The 17,006-nt window shown below is 58.9% G+C and carries 23 protein-coding genes and 2 pseudogenes; 9 read left to right on the top strand and 16 right to left on the bottom strand.

Annotation, left to right across the window (positions count from 1 at the left end):
* Positions 1 to 33: 33 nt before the first annotated feature.
* On the top strand, positions 34 to 303 hold the full coding sequence (locus J2852_RS11515) for a hypothetical protein (protein WP_209875444.1): 270 nt from the start codon (positions 34 to 36) through the stop codon (positions 301 to 303).
* Between the two features lie 86 nt (positions 304 to 389).
* On the opposite strand, the gene J2852_RS11510 is transcribed toward J2852_RS11515, so the two are convergent.
* Both J2852_RS11510 and J2852_RS11505 read right to left on the bottom strand, forming a co-directional pair.
* Positions 390 to 575: a hypothetical protein gene (locus J2852_RS11510; RefSeq protein WP_209875912.1), complete on the bottom strand. Its 186-nt coding sequence runs from the start codon at positions 573 to 575 to the stop codon at positions 390 to 392.
* A 74-nt stretch (positions 576 to 649) separates the two neighbouring features.
* The gene (locus J2852_RS11505; protein WP_209875442.1) at positions 650 to 874 is read right to left on the bottom strand and encodes a hypothetical protein; all 225 of its coding nucleotides are present in this window, start codon (positions 872 to 874) and stop codon (positions 650 to 652) included.
* 125 nt (positions 875 to 999) lie between these two features.
* On the opposite strand from J2852_RS11505, the gene J2852_RS11500 reads away from it, so the two are divergent.
* Complete coding sequence (locus J2852_RS11500) at positions 1,000 to 1,251, top strand: hypothetical protein (protein ID WP_209875440.1); 252 nt, start codon at positions 1,000 to 1,002, stop codon at positions 1,249 to 1,251.
* A gap of 6 nt (positions 1,252 to 1,257) precedes the next feature.
* On the opposite strand, the gene J2852_RS11495 is transcribed toward J2852_RS11500, so the two are convergent.
* From J2852_RS11495 to J2852_RS11485, 3 genes are all read right to left on the bottom strand, one after another.
* Entirely contained in the window at positions 1,258 to 1,710 is a 453-nt protein-coding gene (locus J2852_RS11495) for an EVE domain-containing protein (RefSeq protein WP_246499523.1), read from the bottom strand.
* A 13-nt stretch (positions 1,711 to 1,723) separates the two neighbouring features.
* The gene (locus J2852_RS11490) at positions 1,724 to 2,095 is read right to left on the bottom strand and encodes a VOC family protein (RefSeq protein ID WP_209875438.1); all 372 of its coding nucleotides are present in this window, start codon (positions 2,093 to 2,095) and stop codon (positions 1,724 to 1,726) included.
* Positions 2,096 to 2,180: 85 nt separating this feature from the next.
* Positions 2,181 to 2,870, bottom strand: a complete 690-nt coding sequence (locus J2852_RS11485; RefSeq protein ID WP_209875436.1) for a helix-turn-helix transcriptional regulator — start codon at positions 2,868 to 2,870, stop codon at positions 2,181 to 2,183.
* Positions 2,871 to 2,964: 94 nt separating this feature from the next.
* Here J2852_RS11485 and J2852_RS11480 point away from each other — a divergent pair, with 94 nt between their 5' ends.
* From J2852_RS11480 to J2852_RS31515, 4 genes are all read left to right on the top strand, one after another.
* A complete protein-coding gene (locus J2852_RS11480) occupies positions 2,965 to 3,351 on the top strand; it encodes a hypothetical protein (RefSeq protein ID WP_246499521.1) in 387 nt (128 codons plus the stop codon).
* A 349-nt stretch (positions 3,352 to 3,700) separates the two neighbouring features.
* A complete protein-coding gene (locus J2852_RS11475; protein WP_209875434.1) occupies positions 3,701 to 4,066 on the top strand; it encodes a hypothetical protein in 366 nt (121 codons plus the stop codon).
* A gap of 3 nt (positions 4,067 to 4,069) precedes the next feature.
* Positions 4,070 to 4,798, top strand: a complete 729-nt coding sequence (locus J2852_RS11470; RefSeq protein WP_209875431.1) for a hypothetical protein — start codon at positions 4,070 to 4,072, stop codon at positions 4,796 to 4,798.
* 296 nt (positions 4,799 to 5,094) lie between these two features.
* The gene (locus J2852_RS31515; protein ID WP_209875429.1) at positions 5,095 to 5,736 is read left to right on the top strand and encodes an Abi-alpha family protein; all 642 of its coding nucleotides are present in this window, start codon (positions 5,095 to 5,097) and stop codon (positions 5,734 to 5,736) included.
* Positions 5,737 to 5,945: 209 nt separating this feature from the next.
* On the opposite strand, the gene J2852_RS11460 is transcribed toward J2852_RS31515, so the two are convergent.
* The 5 genes from J2852_RS11460 to J2852_RS11440 form a co-directional block, all read right to left on the bottom strand.
* The gene (locus J2852_RS11460) at positions 5,946 to 6,530 is read right to left on the bottom strand and encodes a virion core protein, T7 gp14 family (RefSeq protein WP_209875427.1); all 585 of its coding nucleotides are present in this window, start codon (positions 6,528 to 6,530) and stop codon (positions 5,946 to 5,948) included.
* Between the two features lie 10 nt (positions 6,531 to 6,540).
* Complete coding sequence (locus J2852_RS11455) at positions 6,541 to 7,056, bottom strand: hypothetical protein (protein WP_209875425.1); 516 nt, start codon at positions 7,054 to 7,056, stop codon at positions 6,541 to 6,543.
* Positions 7,057 to 7,623: 567 nt separating this feature from the next.
* Positions 7,624 to 7,845 carry a hypothetical protein gene (locus tag J2852_RS11450; RefSeq protein ID WP_209875423.1) on the bottom strand — a complete coding sequence of 74 codons (222 nt, stop codon included), beginning with the start codon at positions 7,843 to 7,845 and terminating at the stop codon, positions 7,624 to 7,626.
* A gap of 491 nt (positions 7,846 to 8,336) precedes the next feature.
* Entirely contained in the window at positions 8,337 to 8,537 is a 201-nt protein-coding gene (locus J2852_RS11445) for a hypothetical protein (protein ID WP_209875421.1), read from the bottom strand.
* Positions 8,538 to 9,041: 504 nt separating this feature from the next.
* Entirely contained in the window at positions 9,042 to 9,668 is a 627-nt protein-coding gene (locus J2852_RS11440; RefSeq protein ID WP_209875419.1) for a recombinase family protein, read from the bottom strand.
* On the opposite strand from J2852_RS11440, the gene J2852_RS32350 reads away from it, so the two are divergent.
* A complete protein-coding gene (locus tag J2852_RS32350) occupies positions 9,649 to 10,329 on the top strand; it encodes a BRO-N domain-containing protein (RefSeq protein ID WP_425514364.1) in 681 nt (226 codons plus the stop codon). The genes J2852_RS11440 and J2852_RS32350 overlap by 20 nt on opposite strands.
* Positions 10,330 to 10,382: 53 nt before the next feature.
* Here the strand turns inward: J2852_RS32350 and J2852_RS11430 are convergent, their stop codons facing one another.
* The 3 genes from J2852_RS11430 to J2852_RS11415 all read right to left on the bottom strand — a co-directional run bounded on the left by J2852_RS11430 (position 10,383) and on the right by J2852_RS11415 (position 13,165).
* The gene (locus J2852_RS11430) at positions 10,383 to 10,592 is read right to left on the bottom strand and encodes a hypothetical protein (RefSeq protein WP_209875416.1); all 210 of its coding nucleotides are present in this window, start codon (positions 10,590 to 10,592) and stop codon (positions 10,383 to 10,385) included.
* A gap of 155 nt (positions 10,593 to 10,747) precedes the next feature.
* Positions 10,748 to 10,969 (bottom strand): MarR family winged helix-turn-helix transcriptional regulator, encoded by a 222-nt coding sequence (locus J2852_RS32345; RefSeq protein ID WP_209875414.1) that lies wholly within the window; start codon positions 10,967 to 10,969, stop codon positions 10,748 to 10,750.
* Positions 10,970 to 11,497: 528 nt separating this feature from the next.
* Positions 11,498 to 13,165 (bottom strand): DUF6538 domain-containing protein, encoded by a 1,668-nt coding sequence (locus J2852_RS11415; RefSeq protein ID WP_209875410.1) that lies wholly within the window; start codon positions 13,163 to 13,165, stop codon positions 11,498 to 11,500.
* A 279-nt stretch (positions 13,166 to 13,444) separates the two neighbouring features.
* Between J2852_RS11415 and J2852_RS11410 the strand changes: the two genes are divergently transcribed.
* Positions 13,445 to 14,647, top strand: a complete 1,203-nt coding sequence (locus J2852_RS11410; protein ID WP_209875409.1) for a tyrosine-type recombinase/integrase — start codon at positions 13,445 to 13,447, stop codon at positions 14,645 to 14,647.
* Between the two features lie 10 nt (positions 14,648 to 14,657).
* Here the strand turns inward: J2852_RS11410 and J2852_RS11405 are convergent.
* Positions 14,658 to 14,844: pseudogene (locus tag J2852_RS11405) on the bottom strand (transposase domain-containing protein); the annotation flags it as partial.
* Between the two features lie 22 nt (positions 14,845 to 14,866).
* On the opposite strand from J2852_RS11405, the pseudogene J2852_RS11400 reads away from it, so the two are divergent.
* Positions 14,867 to 15,087 (top strand): annotated as a pseudogene (locus J2852_RS11400) (transposase domain-containing protein); the annotation flags it as partial.
* A gap of 111 nt (positions 15,088 to 15,198) precedes the next feature.
* Here the strand turns inward: J2852_RS11400 and J2852_RS11395 are convergent.
* Both J2852_RS11395 and J2852_RS11390 read right to left on the bottom strand, forming a co-directional pair.
* Positions 15,199 to 15,648 carry a hypothetical protein gene (locus J2852_RS11395; RefSeq protein WP_209875407.1) on the bottom strand — a complete coding sequence of 150 codons (450 nt, stop codon included), beginning with the start codon at positions 15,646 to 15,648 and terminating at the stop codon, positions 15,199 to 15,201.
* Between the two features lie 76 nt (positions 15,649 to 15,724).
* A complete protein-coding gene (locus J2852_RS11390) occupies positions 15,725 to 16,795 on the bottom strand; it encodes a hypothetical protein (protein ID WP_209875405.1) in 1,071 nt (356 codons plus the stop codon).
* Positions 16,796 to 17,006 lie beyond the last annotated feature (211 nt).

Raw genomic sequence — 17,006 nt, 5'->3', positions numbered from 1 at the left:
GCGGGGTTCCAAAGCAAGCGAGGATCGTCGATCATGGGGTTCTTCTCGCGTCGCCCCTCGAAACCGGCTCCGGCGGTTGGCCTGCATCGCGACAGCCACACGCCCATCGGCACGATCTGGAGCATCGAGGCCTCGCCCGCCCTGGAAGAGGAATTGGCGGAGGGCAATCTGCTCGACACCGCGCGGGAACTGAGCGTCGGCGATTTGATCAACGTGCTCGCTCCAACGAACCGGGCACGGCGCTTCACCCTGCGGGTGACCAGCCGCAACGACGGCGTGGTGCATTGCGAGCGCGTCCGCTGATAACGAAACGCTGACGATAAAAATATGACGGCCCCACCCCTCCCCCGCCGTGAAGCGGGGGAGGGGTGGGGCCGTTGCGCAGACGGTCAGGCGCCGCCGATGCCCTCGTTGAACTTATCGCCCGTCTTGGGGTCGATGTCCTCGCCGGTGCCCGGCGTGCCGGGGCGGGCCTCGTCGCGGTCGCTCAACGGCTTGTCGGTGCCGGGATCGTAGCTGCGCGGCGGGTGGGTTTCGTTCGGTTTCGGCTTATCGCTCATGGACTTGTCACTCATGCGGCGTCTCCCCTGGACATGTGCGTTCGTCCGGACAACAGGCGGGGCGGCGCAAGCTCACGTCTTCGGTTTTCTCACGGCCCCGGCTTTCCAAGGTCGGTCTCGCCCGCTTCAACGGCTTCGATCGCCACGCGGGCCAGCCGCATCAGCTTGTCCTCCACCTCGGCAGGGCCGTAGCCGGGCAGGTCGGCCAGGGAATCCCGCAGCCGCATGGCGATCATCTCGCCGGTGTGGTGCTTGTCGTACAGGTGAACCTCGCCCAGGGCGTCGGCCACGCGCTTCAGCTTGTCCCGATCCATATGCGTCTCCTGCTTTTTCTGGAACGGGAACGGAGGCGACGGACGGATGATCCACCGATGATCCGGGGAGGCATGGCGCGGCGGACCGTTACCATCGAAGACACACGAAAGACGGGAGAGCGGCCATGGACCCGGCCATCGACGAACGCCGCGCGCTGCTGGTTCGTATACGCAACGTCGTCGAATGCTACGAACGGCACGCGCGCAACGGCGCGCGGCTGATGCAGGGGGTGCGCTACGACCTTGCGGTGCGGGCGACGGACGTGAACGGGGACGGCTGCATGTTCCCGGCCTGCGATTGCGCGCGGTCTGACTGTTCGCAGCAGCCCCCGGACCGTCCATCGATGCCCTGGCCGTCGCTGCCCATGAACGAATAGCGGCTGTCAAGCGGGCAGCGGCGCCTCCATGGCGTCGGCGATCAGGCGCAGGTCGTGGTCGCTGACCTCGAACAGGCCGAAGCGCAGCTGATAGCCCCAGTTCCGCACACCCGCCGAGAAGTCCAGGGCGTCCAGCAGGGGCTGGATCGGCGCCTCCCGCCCGTCCAGCCACGCCACGTCACGCCGGTGGGGGACGAAGCCGCCCCCCATGTCGAAGGGGTAGGGCACACCGTCCTTCACGACGCCGATGGCCGTGAAGGACTGAAGCCGGTCCTTCCCCCGGAACGCGTCCGAGGGGGAGTAGTAGGCGACCCGGTCGCCGGGGTGGATGCGGCGCAATGGCGCCGCCTTCCCGTGGCAGACCTGCATGAAGCCCCCGGCCCGGCCGAGCCTGACATGCTCGGCCGAAGCGACCGCGATCCAGTTGCGGCTCATGGTCTTGCTTATGGCCTTGCTCATGGGCGCGCCCTCCTCAGTGAGCGGCCGGCGCGAAGACGCGCAGGCGATGACCGTCCGGGTCCAGCGCGACGAAGGTGTGGCCGAAGTCCATGGCGGTCGGCTCCTGCACGATGGTCAGGCCGCGCTTGCGCCAATCCTGATGGGTGGCCTCGACCGCCGTGGCGTCGGCGACGGTGAAGGCGATCTCGCTGCCGCCGGGCGGAACCGTCGCGGCCGGGGCGACCGTGTGGCGCGACCACAAGCCCAGCATGACGCCCGACTCCATGGCGAACATGGCGAAGGTCGGGGAGGCCTCGACCGGCTGCTTGTCCAGCAGATCGGCATAGAAGGCGGCGCTGGCGGTCGGGCTCTCGACGTAGAGGAGGACGAAGCTGAGGTCGGTCATGGCGGCGTTTCCTTGGTTCCGCGTTTCGATGGACCGACCCTACGCGGGCATGCTGTCAGTTTTTGTCAGCAGTGAAACGCCCCCCTTACTGCGCGCGGATCCCCTCCACCTCCCGCCATTCCTTGAGCAGCATCTGACGGCGGCGCGGGTAGCGCGTCTCCGTTACTGCCAACGCCAGGATACGATCAGTGCGGAAATGGCGGATGGCCTGCCGCAGCTCGCACCAGGCGACGACAACCCGTGCACGGTCGAAGAAGCCGAGCGCGAAGGGCCAGATCGTGCGCTGGCTTTGCGACTCCTTGCCGTCGCGGTAGGTGATGCCGACCTTGCGTTCGGTTCGGATCGCCCTGCGGATCGCGGCCAGTTCAACATCCCCGGCGGCGATCGCTTCCCCCGGCCCGACGAGCAGCGTGGAGGCGTCGAGATCCGCGCGCAAATCCGCCGGCAGCACGGCGGCGATCTTGGCCAGCGCGTTGCGCGCGGCGGCGCCGAGGCGGTGGTCCCCGCGCTCCGCCACCCAGCGCGAGCCGAGCACGAGGGCCTCGATCTCCTCCTCCGAGAACATCAGGGGCGGCAGCACGAAGCCCGGCCGCAGCAGGTAGCCGACCCCCGGTTCCCCGTCGATCTGGGCGCCCTGCGCCTGCAAGGTGGCGATGTCGCGGTAGAGGGTGCGCAGGCTGACGCCGAGTTCGCCGGCCAGCACGTGCCCGCTCACCGGTCGGCGGTGGCGCCGGAGGATCTGGATCAGGTCGAGAAGGCGTTCGGCGCGCGACACGGGCGGGGAACCTCTTGCGAAAGGCCTTACTCTAGCACCGGAATGGCTCCATGTTTCTGCCGAAGGGACGGAAACGGGTTGGGAGGTCGGGGCCATGGCGAAGTCGCGAACCGGTCGGCGCGGGGTGCGCCGTGTGCCGCTGCTGTTGGCGCCGTTGCTTTTGTTGGCGGCCTGCGCCGGCCTGCAACCGTCCCCGCGCGGCACGCCGGAACCGGGCGCGGTGGAGACTCTCGACCGGCTCAGCCCCCACCCGTGCAACGCGGTGGTGGCGTCCATGCTGGCCGGGGCTCGCATCCCGATCTCCAACGTTCGCGGGCTGGTGTACGGCGTTTATTGGGGTGTCGAGGAGATCGTCGGCTATGACGCCTGGGTGGCGCTGAAGGACCAGCCGGGCGCCGTCGTCGTGCCGGTCGACCGGGAATGCCTGCCGGGGCAGGTCTATGCGCGCGGTGGCGCGAAGCTGCCGGGCGCCGTGTCCTGACGTTTGGTGCAGGGCAAGAAATGCCTTTGCCAAGCGTGCCAGAATTTGGGGGGGTGGCGGATGGGGTGGGATCATCCGTTCCATCCACTTAAGTCACTGAAACTATGCGAAAATATCGATCCCGACGGAACTTCTCTGTAGCAGTTGGTTGGGGTATAAGCAAGAGGCTTGAAAGGGTCAGAACACTGGTCTGTCGTTCCCACGACCTCCCTCCTCAGGCGTATTTGGCGCAGGTGGATCGTCTTTCGCGCGCATGAAGGTACTTCTATGCGCCTTGACCTCACCAGAAACGGCGTTCATATTCTATGCACCGTTGCATAGCGTTTCCTTGAGTAGAGAGCTAGCGTCCGTGAAAGATCTTAGAGTTAAAGACATCATCAATATTGTAACGTCGGATGTTCCCGACGGCGAGAAAAAGCTCGAAAAGCTTTTTGACTGGAGGTATGGGCGTGAAATAGAAATGGTAAAGTTTTTGTTTGGGGCTGGAATATCGTTCCTAATCGCATTGGGGGTTGCGGTTGTCAAAGATGGGGCTAGCATAACCCCGGCTCAAATCGAAGGAGGACTTGCTGCTACCCTCGTTCTCTTCCTTTTTGGCCTATTTCGGTTGTTTGTCCTTAGGAGGCATAACAGGGAGTATCTATCTGCAATTAAGCTTTTCTCTGACATTAAGAGAATTCAGAAATTTCTAATTATGTATAACAAGGAGCGCTAAATTATGTCATATATTATTGAGGTAGTTGCAAATGTTATTTCATCGATAAAGGTGGGGGATGTGGCTGGAAACATCACTACCGCCTCTATTTTCTTTGCTTCGGCTGTAGTGGTTAATGCAATATACAATTTATTGGCTTCTGCCTTTAAGCACGTCCAGTATGAGAAGGCGCTTCGTAAAGCTGAATTTGATAAAGCCATAAATTCCTACAAAATCGATACGCTAGGGTCTTATTTACACAATACTCTTGGGAAAGTGTCTGTCTATGAGTACGCGAAGGAAGATGAAAAGGCGGACCAGCTTCATAAATACCTTAGCAGAATTGCTGATATGCTTTCTGCTGACGACGATCTGGAAAAGTCCGATGTGGCCGTTTCTGCGTATCCACAAGACGGCATCGCGGATGATTTGCCATCTAATTTGCGCTTGGCCTTGAATGAAATCCGAATTGGTGAGGTTTGGAATGGGCTTGCGCGGATGCGCCGCGATCTCGAAATCAATCTGAATGAACTAGCTGAGAAAAATAATTTGCCGATTGGAAAGTCGTCAGCCGGATCTATGTTGCACTATTTGGGAAGAGTTGGCTTGGTTAACGGTAGTATTCTTGAGCAACTGCGGTGGGCTCTCTCTGTTGCAAACCGGGCAATCCATGGAATAGATGTGTCTCGTAGTGACGCTGAGGAGGCGTTTTGGGTTGTTGCATCTGCATATAAGAGTTTGGATTGGAAATAGATTGTAAGAGGGTGGCGTATTTAGCTAAAATGGCAGGTTTGACTGTGTGGTGGCATCCAGTCTCTATCATTGCGTGTTGCTGGCCTTCGCTGGGCCGGTGTTGTGGCGGGGAAGCCTTCTCGGTAACTTGAAAACACCTGAAGGGTGCGGAACGCGGCGCTATGGGTGGCGTACGGTTTGAGTGGGGGCGGCTGAGTGACATCCAAAGGTTTGTTTCAGGTGTGCGCTCTCTCGGAAATTTGCCTTAAAGGTGGCATCCCTAATCTTCATCATCTGCGAAAGTTATAGGGGGCGGTGTGGAAACAGAGGCAAAGGCCACTCAGGCTGTGGCGGTCACGGTCGGGAAGGCCGTTGACGCTGGCGTTGAAATCGGGCGCTTCATCGGAAAGGTTCTCGGCACGGTTCCTCAAGATGCCGTTGGTGTGATCGTAGGGGATTGGCTGCGCGAAGTCCGTATACGCAACATTCATCGACTTCAGCAGAGGACAGAAGAAGTCTTGGGCCAGCGTGAGGATGCCCGAGTTGAGCCGGTAAGTCCAACGCTTGCTATTCCGTTGTTTGAGGCTGCCCAGGATGAAAGCCGCACAGAGCTTCAAGAGCTATGGGCTAGGCTGTTGGCAAATGCAATGGATGGTAGTAGGTCTGGCGTCCGAACAAGCTTTATCGAAGCAATTAAAAAACTAGACGCACTTGATGCGGTTGTTTTGGATAAAATAGCGTCCTTCGGTGGCGCGCAGACCGTAGTTTATCACGATAGTTGGCCGGAGCAGTTGGGGGTGCGCGAAGATGAGTTGTTTGTATCTTTTGATAATTTAAAAAGACTCGGCTGTATTTCTGATTATAACAACGTGGCTCTGCACAACACAATCACTGGGGACGAATTAAGGCTTTATGTGACGCATTTTGGTAGAGAGCTCATGCGTGCGTGCGCGCTGTGACATGGGAGCAAGGAGCCCCAGGTTCCGGCCTAGGGGCTCCTCAGCTACCTTCCTGAAGACATCCTTGGTGCCTTCAGGCGGTTCATCCGTTCCTGATAAGCGGCTTCCCGGGAGCCGCGCCAGGGTGCGCGCTATGCGCCCTGGATCGGGCCTGAGGGGGTGTCCGGTAGGTCGGTGGCGGAAGTAGGTAGTCAAGCCTTTCTGCGGGCTCACCACTTGGAACCCCGGTTTGCCAGGGCGGCCATGCCAGCGTTCGACACACGGGGTTGCGGCTGATTGATCTTCAGCGGGTCAAGGTAGCGGTCATAGGAGTTGAACACCCCCGCTCCCGTCCTCAGACCAGCCTCAAGGTAGTTCGGACGGTTCACCGGAGCGTTCGCTTGGTTGATCTGGCTGATAGCCCCCGCCCGTGCACCCACCATCTCCCGGTCGATCTGTTCGGATTTGTTCTGGAAGTTGGTTTTGGTGTTGGTGGCAAAGTTCAACTCACGGGCCATGAAGTCCCGTGTGAGGGCATCCACGGAGAGACCGGAGACACCAGCCTCACCGGCTGCCGCGCGCTGGGTGGCGCGGGCCTGTAGGGCTTCCCGCCCCGCGTTCTCCAACACGGCGGACGCGGCTTCCCGCTCCTGGGTGCGCTGAAGCTGAAGGGTGGCGATGTTGTCCTTGTACGCCTGTCGCGCGGCGTCGGCGGTCTTCCTGTTGTAGGCTTTTTGTGCGCTCGCCATCTGCGACTGACCGACCATGCTCGCCGCTGTGGACGCGACGGTGATAGCCGAGGAGATGGCGAACATGGTTGTGGCTTCACACATGATGCACCCGGCGGAACTGCCAGAAATCGACCCCGCCCACCCCGAAATCAGGGTGACGCTGGACAAGCTCAAAGCCGCACCATTCCAGCCAACGGAGGTGCAGCGTGTTCCGGGCATCAATCATGCCGGTCAGAACGGGGAACCGGCCATGGAAGAACTCGATCACCGGCATACAGGACTTGATGAACGCTTCGGGGTACTGGCTCAGTTCGTCGGACCCCATCAGCCAGGGGAAGCCCACGCCGTCAACGATGCTGACGACGCCGAAGATGGCGATGGGCTGGCCATCGGAGATGACGGCGTAGCTTTCGGCTGAACTGGCAACGGAGCATTGAAGCGACTCGATAGGCGTCCTGCCGGATGACGCGGCGATTTCCTCAACGTCAGCCTTCCGCAGTCGCGGCGCGAGGTGGGCGGCATGTTCCGCCGTGGCCGGGACAATCGACATCGAAGCCGGGAGGTTGATGGAGGGAAACGAGGGCGCGGCAGGGGTGACGGTTTCGGTCATGTCGGGTTCCCGTTTGGGGGTGGATGGGGGCAGCCTTCAGGCATCGCCGCCAGGGTGTGCGGTCGGGGCCTGGGATTGCGTCTGAGAGGGTGTCCGGTAGGGTAGTGGCCGGGAGGGCTTCAGGGCCTTCCTTGAGCGTCACCGGGAGAACGGGCGAAAGCGCCCAAACCTGGGGCCGACGCTCTTGTTCTCGACCACGGTGCGCCGTGCGGCCTGTAGGATGCAGCTGACGTGAACCGCTGGGGTTCCGTTGCGGGAGACGGTGAGAGCTTCGTCCCCGTACCCAGCGGCATCGAGCTTGCGACACAGGATGAGGATGGGGTCTTCGTCGGTGTCGGCTGTGGTGGAGATGCCAAGGGCGGGGCAGGTGCAAGTTTGCTTGGCGATGGTGGCGTGGAGCATGGAACCTATGGGCTGAATGTACAACGAAACCCAGAAATAACGACACAAGAATGTGAAAACTGGACATGGCTGGGCGCGTTGGGCGATGGGTGGGCGGGTATAGTCACTATACCGACGATCCGGAGACCGTCAGGGAGGAGGCGAAGAACGAGCTTGGCGGTTCCGTCAGGTCAGCGACGGATGCCCCCTTAGTATCCCCTTGTTCATCTCCTCGGAGAGGGAAGACAGGGCCATGGACAGGATGATGGAATTGCTGGGGTTGACCCCTCGCTCATCCTCGTAGCGTGTCCGGATGCGCCTGAGTGTTTCCCGGTCGGTGGGACTGAGGCGGATTTGGGAGCGGTGCAAGACCGCTTCCTTGTAGCGGGACCCTTTGGGTTCCTTCATGCGGAGTTCCTTGGGATGTCGTTAATGAAAAAGGGAGGTGTCCCCCAGGATGGATGACCCTGGATGAGACACAAAGGAAGGTGGTTCCTAGGGTAAACCTTAGGAAGAAGCTTTAGATACAGCTATAGGAGAGGGTTTCATTAAAGATGATGTATAGAGAGCCTTAAGCTTCATCTTAAGAGAACCCTTAGATAATCTGTATCTCAGCCTCGGAGTAAAGGTGTCCCCTAATTCCCTGGGCACCTTCAACGTGTCAGAGAATGGCTCTGTGTCGGATGTCGGAGGGCGTTTTCCGTCCCCGCTCCGGTGCCGTCTGGGCTCCGGTATAGTGACTACACCTTGAAGGCGCTGGCGGTGCGCTACAGGCCCCCATGGGACACCTCAGGAAACACCGGGGATGCGCCACGGGGGTTTGGTCAAAGTTCCCAACAGATGTCCTCACGGACACGCAAGCAATGTACGGTTCTCCCTTGTGGTAAAGGAGGCCCCATTTACGCGTGCCTATGGACCCCGAGAGCGGCAACAATAGGGCCAGCGTTCAAGAACGTCTCTCCGTCCTCGCGCCAGAGCCCCCAGGATTTGCCTTTGGGGTGCTCAAGGGCTGCTCCCGCTCCTTTGAGCTTGGTCACCCAGAGGAAGCCCTTGGCCCACGACAGGTAGGCTCCGGTGTGGCGGTCGAACTCGATGCGCATTGGTGGTCTCCTCAGGATTGCGGAGGTGTAGTGACTACACCTCACAGACACCCGGAGACCTACCCCTTGTGATTTCACTGTGTCAATGCGTTAAAAGTTCCGTTACCGGAGCGGTTCCATGTGTAGAACAGAGGCTTGGAACGGAACTGTTCCGGTGGTGCGGTGTGTCCCGTGGAGGGGCTTTGCCGGTTCCGGCTACCTTGGCCGATCCGGACCCTCAGGCGCGATCCTGGGCGCATAGCGCATACCTTCGCGGGGCATTCCAGCGGGGAACCTGCCGGTGCGCTGGGGCGGGATGGACGATGAAGGATCCTCACCCCAAGACACTCCTTGAGAGAAGGAGCGAGGGAGGGGGCGATGAAGGACCATCCCCCTCAGTGAGACCAGAGGACAGCCCCAGGGTTCCCCCTGTTCCTATAACCTTAATGGAACCCGGAGAGGTAAAGGGAGCCCCAAATTAAAGTATAGTGAGACTATACCGGTTTCATTCGAAACCAATCGGTCTCAGGTTCCCTCTGCCGTCTCGGTTTCCGCCTCTTTCACCACCCGCTGAACGACACTCACGCCGCATCCAACCTCACGGGCAATCTTGAGAATGCCCTTGCCCTCGGCCCTCAGGGTGCGGATACGGGCTTCTATGTCGTCACCGGACTTGGGACGGCCCAGCGTCTTCCCCTGCGCCTTGGCCCGCGCCAGACCGGCGTTGACGCGCTCCCGGATCATCCCCCGCTCAAGCCGCGCGAACACCGCCGCCATTTCCAGCATCGCCCTGCCATGGGGCGTCGAGGTGTCCATGCTTTCCTTGAAGTAGAATTGGGCAACGCCCACACCCTCAAGCTCGTCCATGATCGTCGTCACATGGGCCGTGCTGCGTCCCAGACGATCCACGGACCAGAACACCGCGACATCGAAGCGACGGCGACGGGCATCCTTGAGGAGGGCATCAAGGCCGGGGCGCTGGTCCCGTCCCTTAGAGCCGCTGATACCGGCGTCCTCATAGACCTTCACCACGTCCCAGCCACGAAGCTGGCACAGCCGCTCAAGGTCAAGCCGCTGGTTGTCCGTGGTCTGTCCATCGGTGGAGACCCGGAGGTAGACGGCGGCGCGCTTGATGCTGGTGTTGCTGGTCATGGTCTGGGCTCCCTGGTCAATACGGGAACCCTATACCGAAACCCCACACCCGTCCATACGGAAAACGAATGATTACCGTATGAGGAAAACGGGGCCTTGGCCGTGGCGGAAATACAGGGATTTGGGCGTGTGGTTCGGGAGGGGTTTTCCGTATGGGCTTCCGGCCCTGTGTCTGGCGCATGTTCGAACCGTCCGCGTGGTGACCATCAATGGTGCCCCGTGGTTGGTCGGTCCTGACATACTTCGTGTGTTGTTTGGGACCACTAACGGTATGGGCCACATCCACAACCGCCTTGACCCCGATCAAATGACCAAAGTGAAACGAGTTCACTTAGGAATGACACCGGGAAAGGATGTCACCCTCATCTCCGAGAGCGGCCTTTACAAGCTGGTCATGCGTTCGGACAAGCCCGAGGCCCAGGCGTTTCAGGATTGGGTGACCCGTGAAGTCCTTCCGGCTCAGACGCCCCCGCCAAGGTGCGCGGTAGCCCCTCAGGATACGCCCAAGCTTCCACCGCATAGGTCGGAGCCCAGGAACCCAAAGGCCCCTCAGCGGCGTCCACCGCGCACCTCCGTAGAGACCACGGTGGGGGGAGGCACCGTCAGCACCCCCAGGGGGAGGGTGCCGGGGCACGGGGGGAAGCCGCCGCAAGCCGTGTAGCGGTTGGGGTCTGAGAGTTTTGTCGGCAAAAGATACGGCTGATAGGTCCTGTGTTATTGAGCCGCGTAGGCTGACTTGAGCGGGCTCTGGCGCTTTCGAGCCGGTTCCTTTTCTCTTAGCTCATCCTTCAATTCGGCTATCCTCAAAAAAGCAGCTTGCCGTTCCGCTTTGGATGTTTCGTAAGAGGAAAAGAGTGAGCGGTTGACTTTACGCACTTGCTTCAATTCGCTCTCTAGTTCATTGACGCGCTCGACCATCTTCATAAGCGTCTCGATGCTAACGGTAGACTTCATTTCGGTGGGTCCTTTTGCCGGTTATTGGATGCGTTGAAACGCAAACGACCCGCCGCAGGTGCAGTCACTACACCGGCAAGCGGGCCGCTTTTGTCGCTGTAAAGGTGGACCCAAATGGGATGTCGCTAATCGAGGACCGCCCAGACTTCATTGACGAACTTCTCGCCCTTCGGTGTGAGGTACGCGACCTTGCTTGAGCGGTCATCCGGCATGGGGCGGGTAATCACAAGTCCGGCTTCCTCATGCCACGCCATGATGCGCGAAAGGGACGCCTTGCTAACGTCTGAGAGGGTCAGGATGTCTTGGAAGGAAATGCCCGGCCTTCCAGCAACGAAGGCGAGGACCAAAGCAAACTGAAGAGGTTTTTGTCCAGATGGTGATTGAGAAGCAAGAGGGCTCTAAGGAGTTTGTTGCTGTTTCGTGATGTTTCTGAGTTCATAATAAACGCACCAATCAAGATGATAGAAATTTCATGGTGCATATTGGTGGGGCCAGAGTCAATATTTTCATGAAATCTGCAAGAGACTGCGTGACATAGATAATTGTGTTTATTCCCGCTTCGTCTTCCCGATGTTCCCCACGTTCATCGTTGAGGTGGAACCGTGGCGGTTCGTGTAGGTGCGGGATTGGGGTTCGTCTGGCTGTTCACCGTGAACAGTGAACTCCTTCCGAAGCTTGTTGACGAAGGCGTGAACCACCCCACACCGCCGAGCAATCTCCCGGTCACTCCACCCGGACCACTCAGGGTCCTCCAGAAGCCGCATCACAGCGCGCCTCTTGTCCGCGTTGGTGCGTCTTAGGCCGTGCTGGTGACCCCCACGGACAGGAGAACGGCGTCCCTGTGGGTTCTTCTCTGGGGATCGCTGGGGCTACGATCAATCCCGGTGAAGGTGGGACAAGTCCAGCCCTGGATATGCGATTTTCTCAATCTGCTGGTAGAGCGTACTGGCCCGGAAACCGCTTCCATAGTCGTCATCCACGGAACCGCCCTCCCAGCCACCAAGGGCCAAGACGACATCACGGGGTAGGCCGGCTTCCCGCATGGCATCCCTGTAGCAATGCCGGAATGAATGGAATGTGGTCTTGGTAGTATATGCTCCGGCGGATTTTAGGAAGCGGCTATACCATTTTGAGAATGGGTCGGAATAATAACCGTTTGCGCCGAGTGTGAGTTCTGGGAAGAGGCGGGACTGTTTGGCGCGGCGTTGTTCTGCCACGAACACAATGAAGCCTAGCTTTGCCAACTCAGGATGGATTGGCACATAACGTTCACCGGCATCCGTCTTGACACGCTTCTTGTCTGCTTCATCTCCTCCTTCAGGGTCCTCATGGATCAATATGCAATCAACGCCGTCGATGCTGCGGACATCGGACGTGAGTAGCTGGCAACATTCGTTCAGGCGCATACCGGAAAACAATGACAGCAATGGCACCCAGAAGCGACCACGGCGGGGTTTGTTCGGGCCTGCCTTGGCGTAGCCCTCCCCGTCATCAACGCAGCCCGTGTAGAGCGGAGCGTTGAAAATGGCCCTCAGTTGGTCAGTGCTGAAAGACTTTTTCCGGTCTTTGGCCTTGCGAGTGTCGGGGACGCTCAAGCCTGTCGCGGGGTTCTTGTCGAGTAGGTCTTCTTGCACAGCCCAATTGAACAGGGATGCCAGATTGTTCAAGTAGCTGTTGATTGACGTGGCCTTCATGGGCGTGAGCCCCTGAAGCTGAGCGAGCTTGGTAACCTCTTCCAGTGACAGCCCCGGAAACCGCTTGGTTGCATTCGGAGGCAGGTTGGTTAGCGTTCGCTGTAGCGCGCGGCAGTCGTCTCGGGTGATTAATCGTATCATCCGGTTTTCCCCAAGCGCCTCCCTCAGCAAGCGGAAGATGACTTTATACCCGTCTTTCGTCTTCCCGGACAGGTTGCTCCGCTCCGGTGCTTCCATATACCTGTCGATGAGTTCGCCAAGCGTGATCCCTCGGGTGGGCACGATAGACGGGGAGGGGGTCTCAACTACTTTGCCAGCATGGCGCGCCCTCATCATCTCCGTTGCCTGGGCGCTGGCCTTCAGCATCGCATAGGCGAGGCGGCGATAGGATGGTGACCCCTTGGGCGTGGTTAGCCCATGCTGAGATAGAGCCTCGTCAATCTCGAATTCGAGGTGTGAGGCATCACCCGTTGCCAGCGAGTAGCCTCCGCCAACGTCTACCACGTCCAGGGCTTCCGCGTATTTCCGGTAATCGCGCTCATCCAGCCCTTCACGGCGAATTTCCTCGTCCTCTTCGAGGACCGCAGACAGCCAAATTGCCGCAATCCGTGCGGCCTCTGTATCACTGATCTGATCGTCTTCACCCCGGAGCCTTTTGCGCGCGGCCTCGAAAAGCTGGTCAACCTTCAGGCTCTCTGACTTCACCAGAGAGTTCGCCTCCTTGGGATCGGAGGTGCCGAGGCTTTTCCAAATCTCGCGCTTGCCGATTGCCTCCCGGAGTTCTTGAGGGACGGCAACACGGAGATAGTAGGTTCCGTTTCGGCGGTGAAGGCGGGTGTGTCGCGGCATGTTCATACCCTGACTGTAGCACATCGCTGTAGCAGTCGGGGTCAGAAACCGCTTACTTTTCAGCAACTTGTTGATCTTCCACGGCTTGGAAGGTCAGTGGCGGATGGGGTGTCTTTCGAACCTGGGGTTTTCTGTGTTTGCCGCTGTTCGCGCGCGTTCGCTAAGTCATTGAACACTCTGGAGGATATTTCGCCGCCGTTCGCGATCGTGTGTTGCCGTCCGCGTGCACCCGGTTTAGAATGTGGGGAAAATGTGGGGTGAGCGGGGCAGGGATTCGAATTGCCAAAGCGGACCGGACGGCATCCCGAAAAGGCCCTGAGCGCGGTGGCGGTGCGCGCCGCCAAGCCGGGTCGGCACGCGGACGGCAACGGGCTCTACCTGGAGGTGGACCCGACCGGCGCGCGGCGCTGGCTGCTGCGCCTGACGATCCAGGGCAAGCGGCGCGACATCGGGCTTGGCTCGGCGTCGCTGGTGACGCTGGCCGAAGCGCGCGAGATGGCGCTCGACATGCGGCGGCAGGCGCGCAACGGCGGCGACCCGCTGGCGGACCGGCGCCGGGCGCAGCGGCGGGCGCCGAGCTTCGAAGAGGCGGCGCGCGCCTGCCACGACGAGCATAAGGCGAGCTGGAAGAACGACAAGCACGCGGCGCAGTGGCTGACGACCTTGGAAACGCACGTCTTCCCGACCCTGGGGCCGGTGACGGTGGATGCGATCGGCACGCCCGAGGTGCGCGACTGCCTGTTGCCGATCTGGCTGAAGACGCCGGAGACGGCGCGCCGGGTGCGCCAGCGGATCGGAACGGTGCTGGACTGGGCCGCGGCCAAGGGGTTCCGCGAGGGGGAAAACCCGGTGCGCTCTGTCATCAAGGGCCTGCCCAAGCAGAAGGCTCAGGCCGAGCACTTCGTCGCGTTGCCGTATGCCGAGGTTCCGGCCTTTCTCGCTCGCCTGCGCGAGACCACCAAGGCGGGGCCGATGGTCAAGCTGTTGCTTGAGTTTGTCGTGCTGACGGCCGTCCGGAGCGGAGAGGCGCGCGGGGCGCGGTGGTCGGAAATCGACCTTGTCAGTAAGATGTGGACCATCCCGTCTGCGCGCATGAAGGCCGGTAAGGCCCACGTTGTGCCGCTGTCACCAGAAGCTGTGGCGGTGCTGGAGGGGGCCGCCAAGCTGCGCACCGGTGATGATCCTGCCGCGCTGGTGTTCCCAGGCGAGAAGTCAGGCCGTTCGATGTCCGATATGACCCTTACCATGCTGCTGAGGCGCTTGGAGGTGAACGCGACAATGCATGGGTTCCGTTCGTCCTTCCGGGATTGGTGCGCGGAAGCGACCACCGTGCCGCGCGAGGTCGCTGAAGCGGCACTCGCCCACGCGCTCGAGAGCAAGGTGGAGGCAGCGTATCGCCGCTCCGACCTGCTGGAGAAGCGGCGCGATCTAATGGAAATGTGGGCGGATTACTGTGAGGGGATAATAGTAACCGGAGCGTGATCGCACTGGATCAGGCGTTGACGGTCGGCTTCCAGTTCCATGGGAGCAACTCGGCGAAGCGGTTGGCAGGATAGCCGTTCACCATGCGCTCCAGGATGTCACGGAGGTAGGCGAAGGGCTTGACACCGTTGAGCTTGCAGGTTTCCACCAGCGAGGCGATCACCGCCCTCCGACCCGGCGAAGAGGCAGTTCTTCCGGTTATGCATATGTGTCCATAACCGGAAGAACTGGCTGATCGCCGGAGCCGATGTCGGGGGTGAACGAGCCGCAGCGATGTACACGCTTATCGAGACGGCCAAGCTCAACGGGCTTGATCCCAAGGCGTACCTGCGCGACGTGATCGCCCGCATCGCCGATCACAAGATCACACGCACCGGCGAATTGCTGCCCAGAACTGGACCAAAGCCGCCGACCTCACCGTAGACGCTGACGCCGCGTAGCTCGTTGGACGCTTATTACATTAGCGTGGCGCGATGCCTTGCAACACGTGGTGGCTCAACCCAGACGGATCGCGTTGTTGCAAACAAATACAATCCGCATAACGCACAATATTATGGGCGAATTGCTGGTCCGATTATGCACGGAAGAAGAAAGGTAGCGAGCGGCAATGCTAAAGATGCCAACTCCGGACCGTACCAAGGTAGCGTATTGAATGGTGTTCCCAAAGAAAAAACCCAAACCGTAAACGCGAATGCGCATGCCAGAGCTTGGTTGAAGCCGCCTTTTCCGTTGACACGGTAGTGGTAAATTGGAGTAGCTACTAACACGACAGCAAATAAAATCCAAGACAATGTATTGACGTGCGGCCCAATACCTTCATTTTTCTCCTGAATAATTTTGATTGCGTTAGTCGCAGCTATCCAGACTGTTACAGCCTCTGCTGGCATAAGTTTCGCCAGGCGCGTAGTAAAATGATCGCCCTGCCCCTCTTCGTCAGTCTCAGGCTTATTGCCGAGGCCAAAAGACCTCTCGGCGCGTTGGTACTCAATTAGCCGTGCCACTGTACACTCCTGAAGCGATATTGCCTAAATGGGGTATCACACTATCCACATTCACGCCAAGATAGATATGAAACCTTCAACGTATATTTTGCGGCATGAATGCCGCAGCGCGAGTAGATAGGTCGTCGATATGCGGCAGAACATGCTTGCGAAACTCGCAGTAAGCTTGGGTGAGGTTATATGTGCTCTGAGGGATCTTCATAGAAACAGCAATTTGGTTGGCAATCATCATGCCAGTAACTACATAATGATGAATACTCCTTTTGCGCATTTCCATGAAGCCTCTACTGAGCTGCGTTTCGATCATTCCGGAGCGGATCATCGGTGGTGGGTAATGCGGATGAGGACGCTTATGCTCGCTTTCGTATAGACAAAATAGAAGATGCACTGAACAAGCCGCCAACATTGCTAAGGCGTCTTCAATTTTTGTCTTCGGTAAACCGCATGAACTGCGATGGAGCTCATCCGCCTGATAAGCTACAAACGTTGACAACATAAATCCAGCATAAGTGTCGGCTTGGCACTCGCTTAGTTTTCTCTCAAAATTCTCATGATCGTCCTCAATTCGGCTATTAACTTCTAGGATGCCCATATTTTTCAGTGAACACCTTTCTATGAAGCGGGGCTTTTTCGTTCTGATAGACTCTAAGTAGCCGATGTGTCCACGACCTATATGGGTGAACTCATGAAGCAGCAGGTAGGTCATGGAAAAATACATCAGCATTCGTGATGCAGCTTTTTGGTCGAATAGGCCATGTGCTGGTAGGCTACAAAGAAGTGTTGATGTGCACACCTGATTGTAGAACATGCTATGAAGCGCGCGTAAGGCGCCAACGGTTATTCCGACGACAAATACCTTTTTATACGGCTTCACGCGTCCCGCTATGGCATTTACTCTATTTTCGTTAAGAAAATAATAGTACAGTTCAACTCCGGGATATCTCCTTTCAATGATATTTAAAAGCATTTGGTAGTGATTGTGACGGAACTGAATTGCAAATCCGCTGATTGAATCGGCATCGCCGGCTTGCGTATTATCCGGATTCCAGATAGGTTTATACATCCGGACATTTAACCAAGACAAGATCTTGGGCCCGTTTAATAACCTTTCCGACACATCATGCTCCGTATAATTCGCCGCACTCACGCCGGGTTCTATCTCATGTCCCGACTTGGCCGCAACATGCTGTAGCTACTCACATCAGGTGTGATGGCGGAATGTTGTTGGGAACCGGTCTGTTGGGCCATCCAGGAATATGGCTGGATGTTCGCGGGGCTTGCCCGAGCGTGCCGCGTCAAGCGGAGCAAGGGCGCACAGCGGTCCGTCGCCGCCATGACAAGCCCAAGCCCTCGGCCCG

The organism is Azospirillum soli (assembly GCF_017876165.1).
GTDB classification, from domain to species: domain Bacteria; phylum Pseudomonadota; class Alphaproteobacteria; order Azospirillales; family Azospirillaceae; genus Azospirillum; species Azospirillum soli.
Note: the sequence above shows the minus strand (reverse complement) of the source record. Positions and strands in the feature narration are given on the sequence as shown.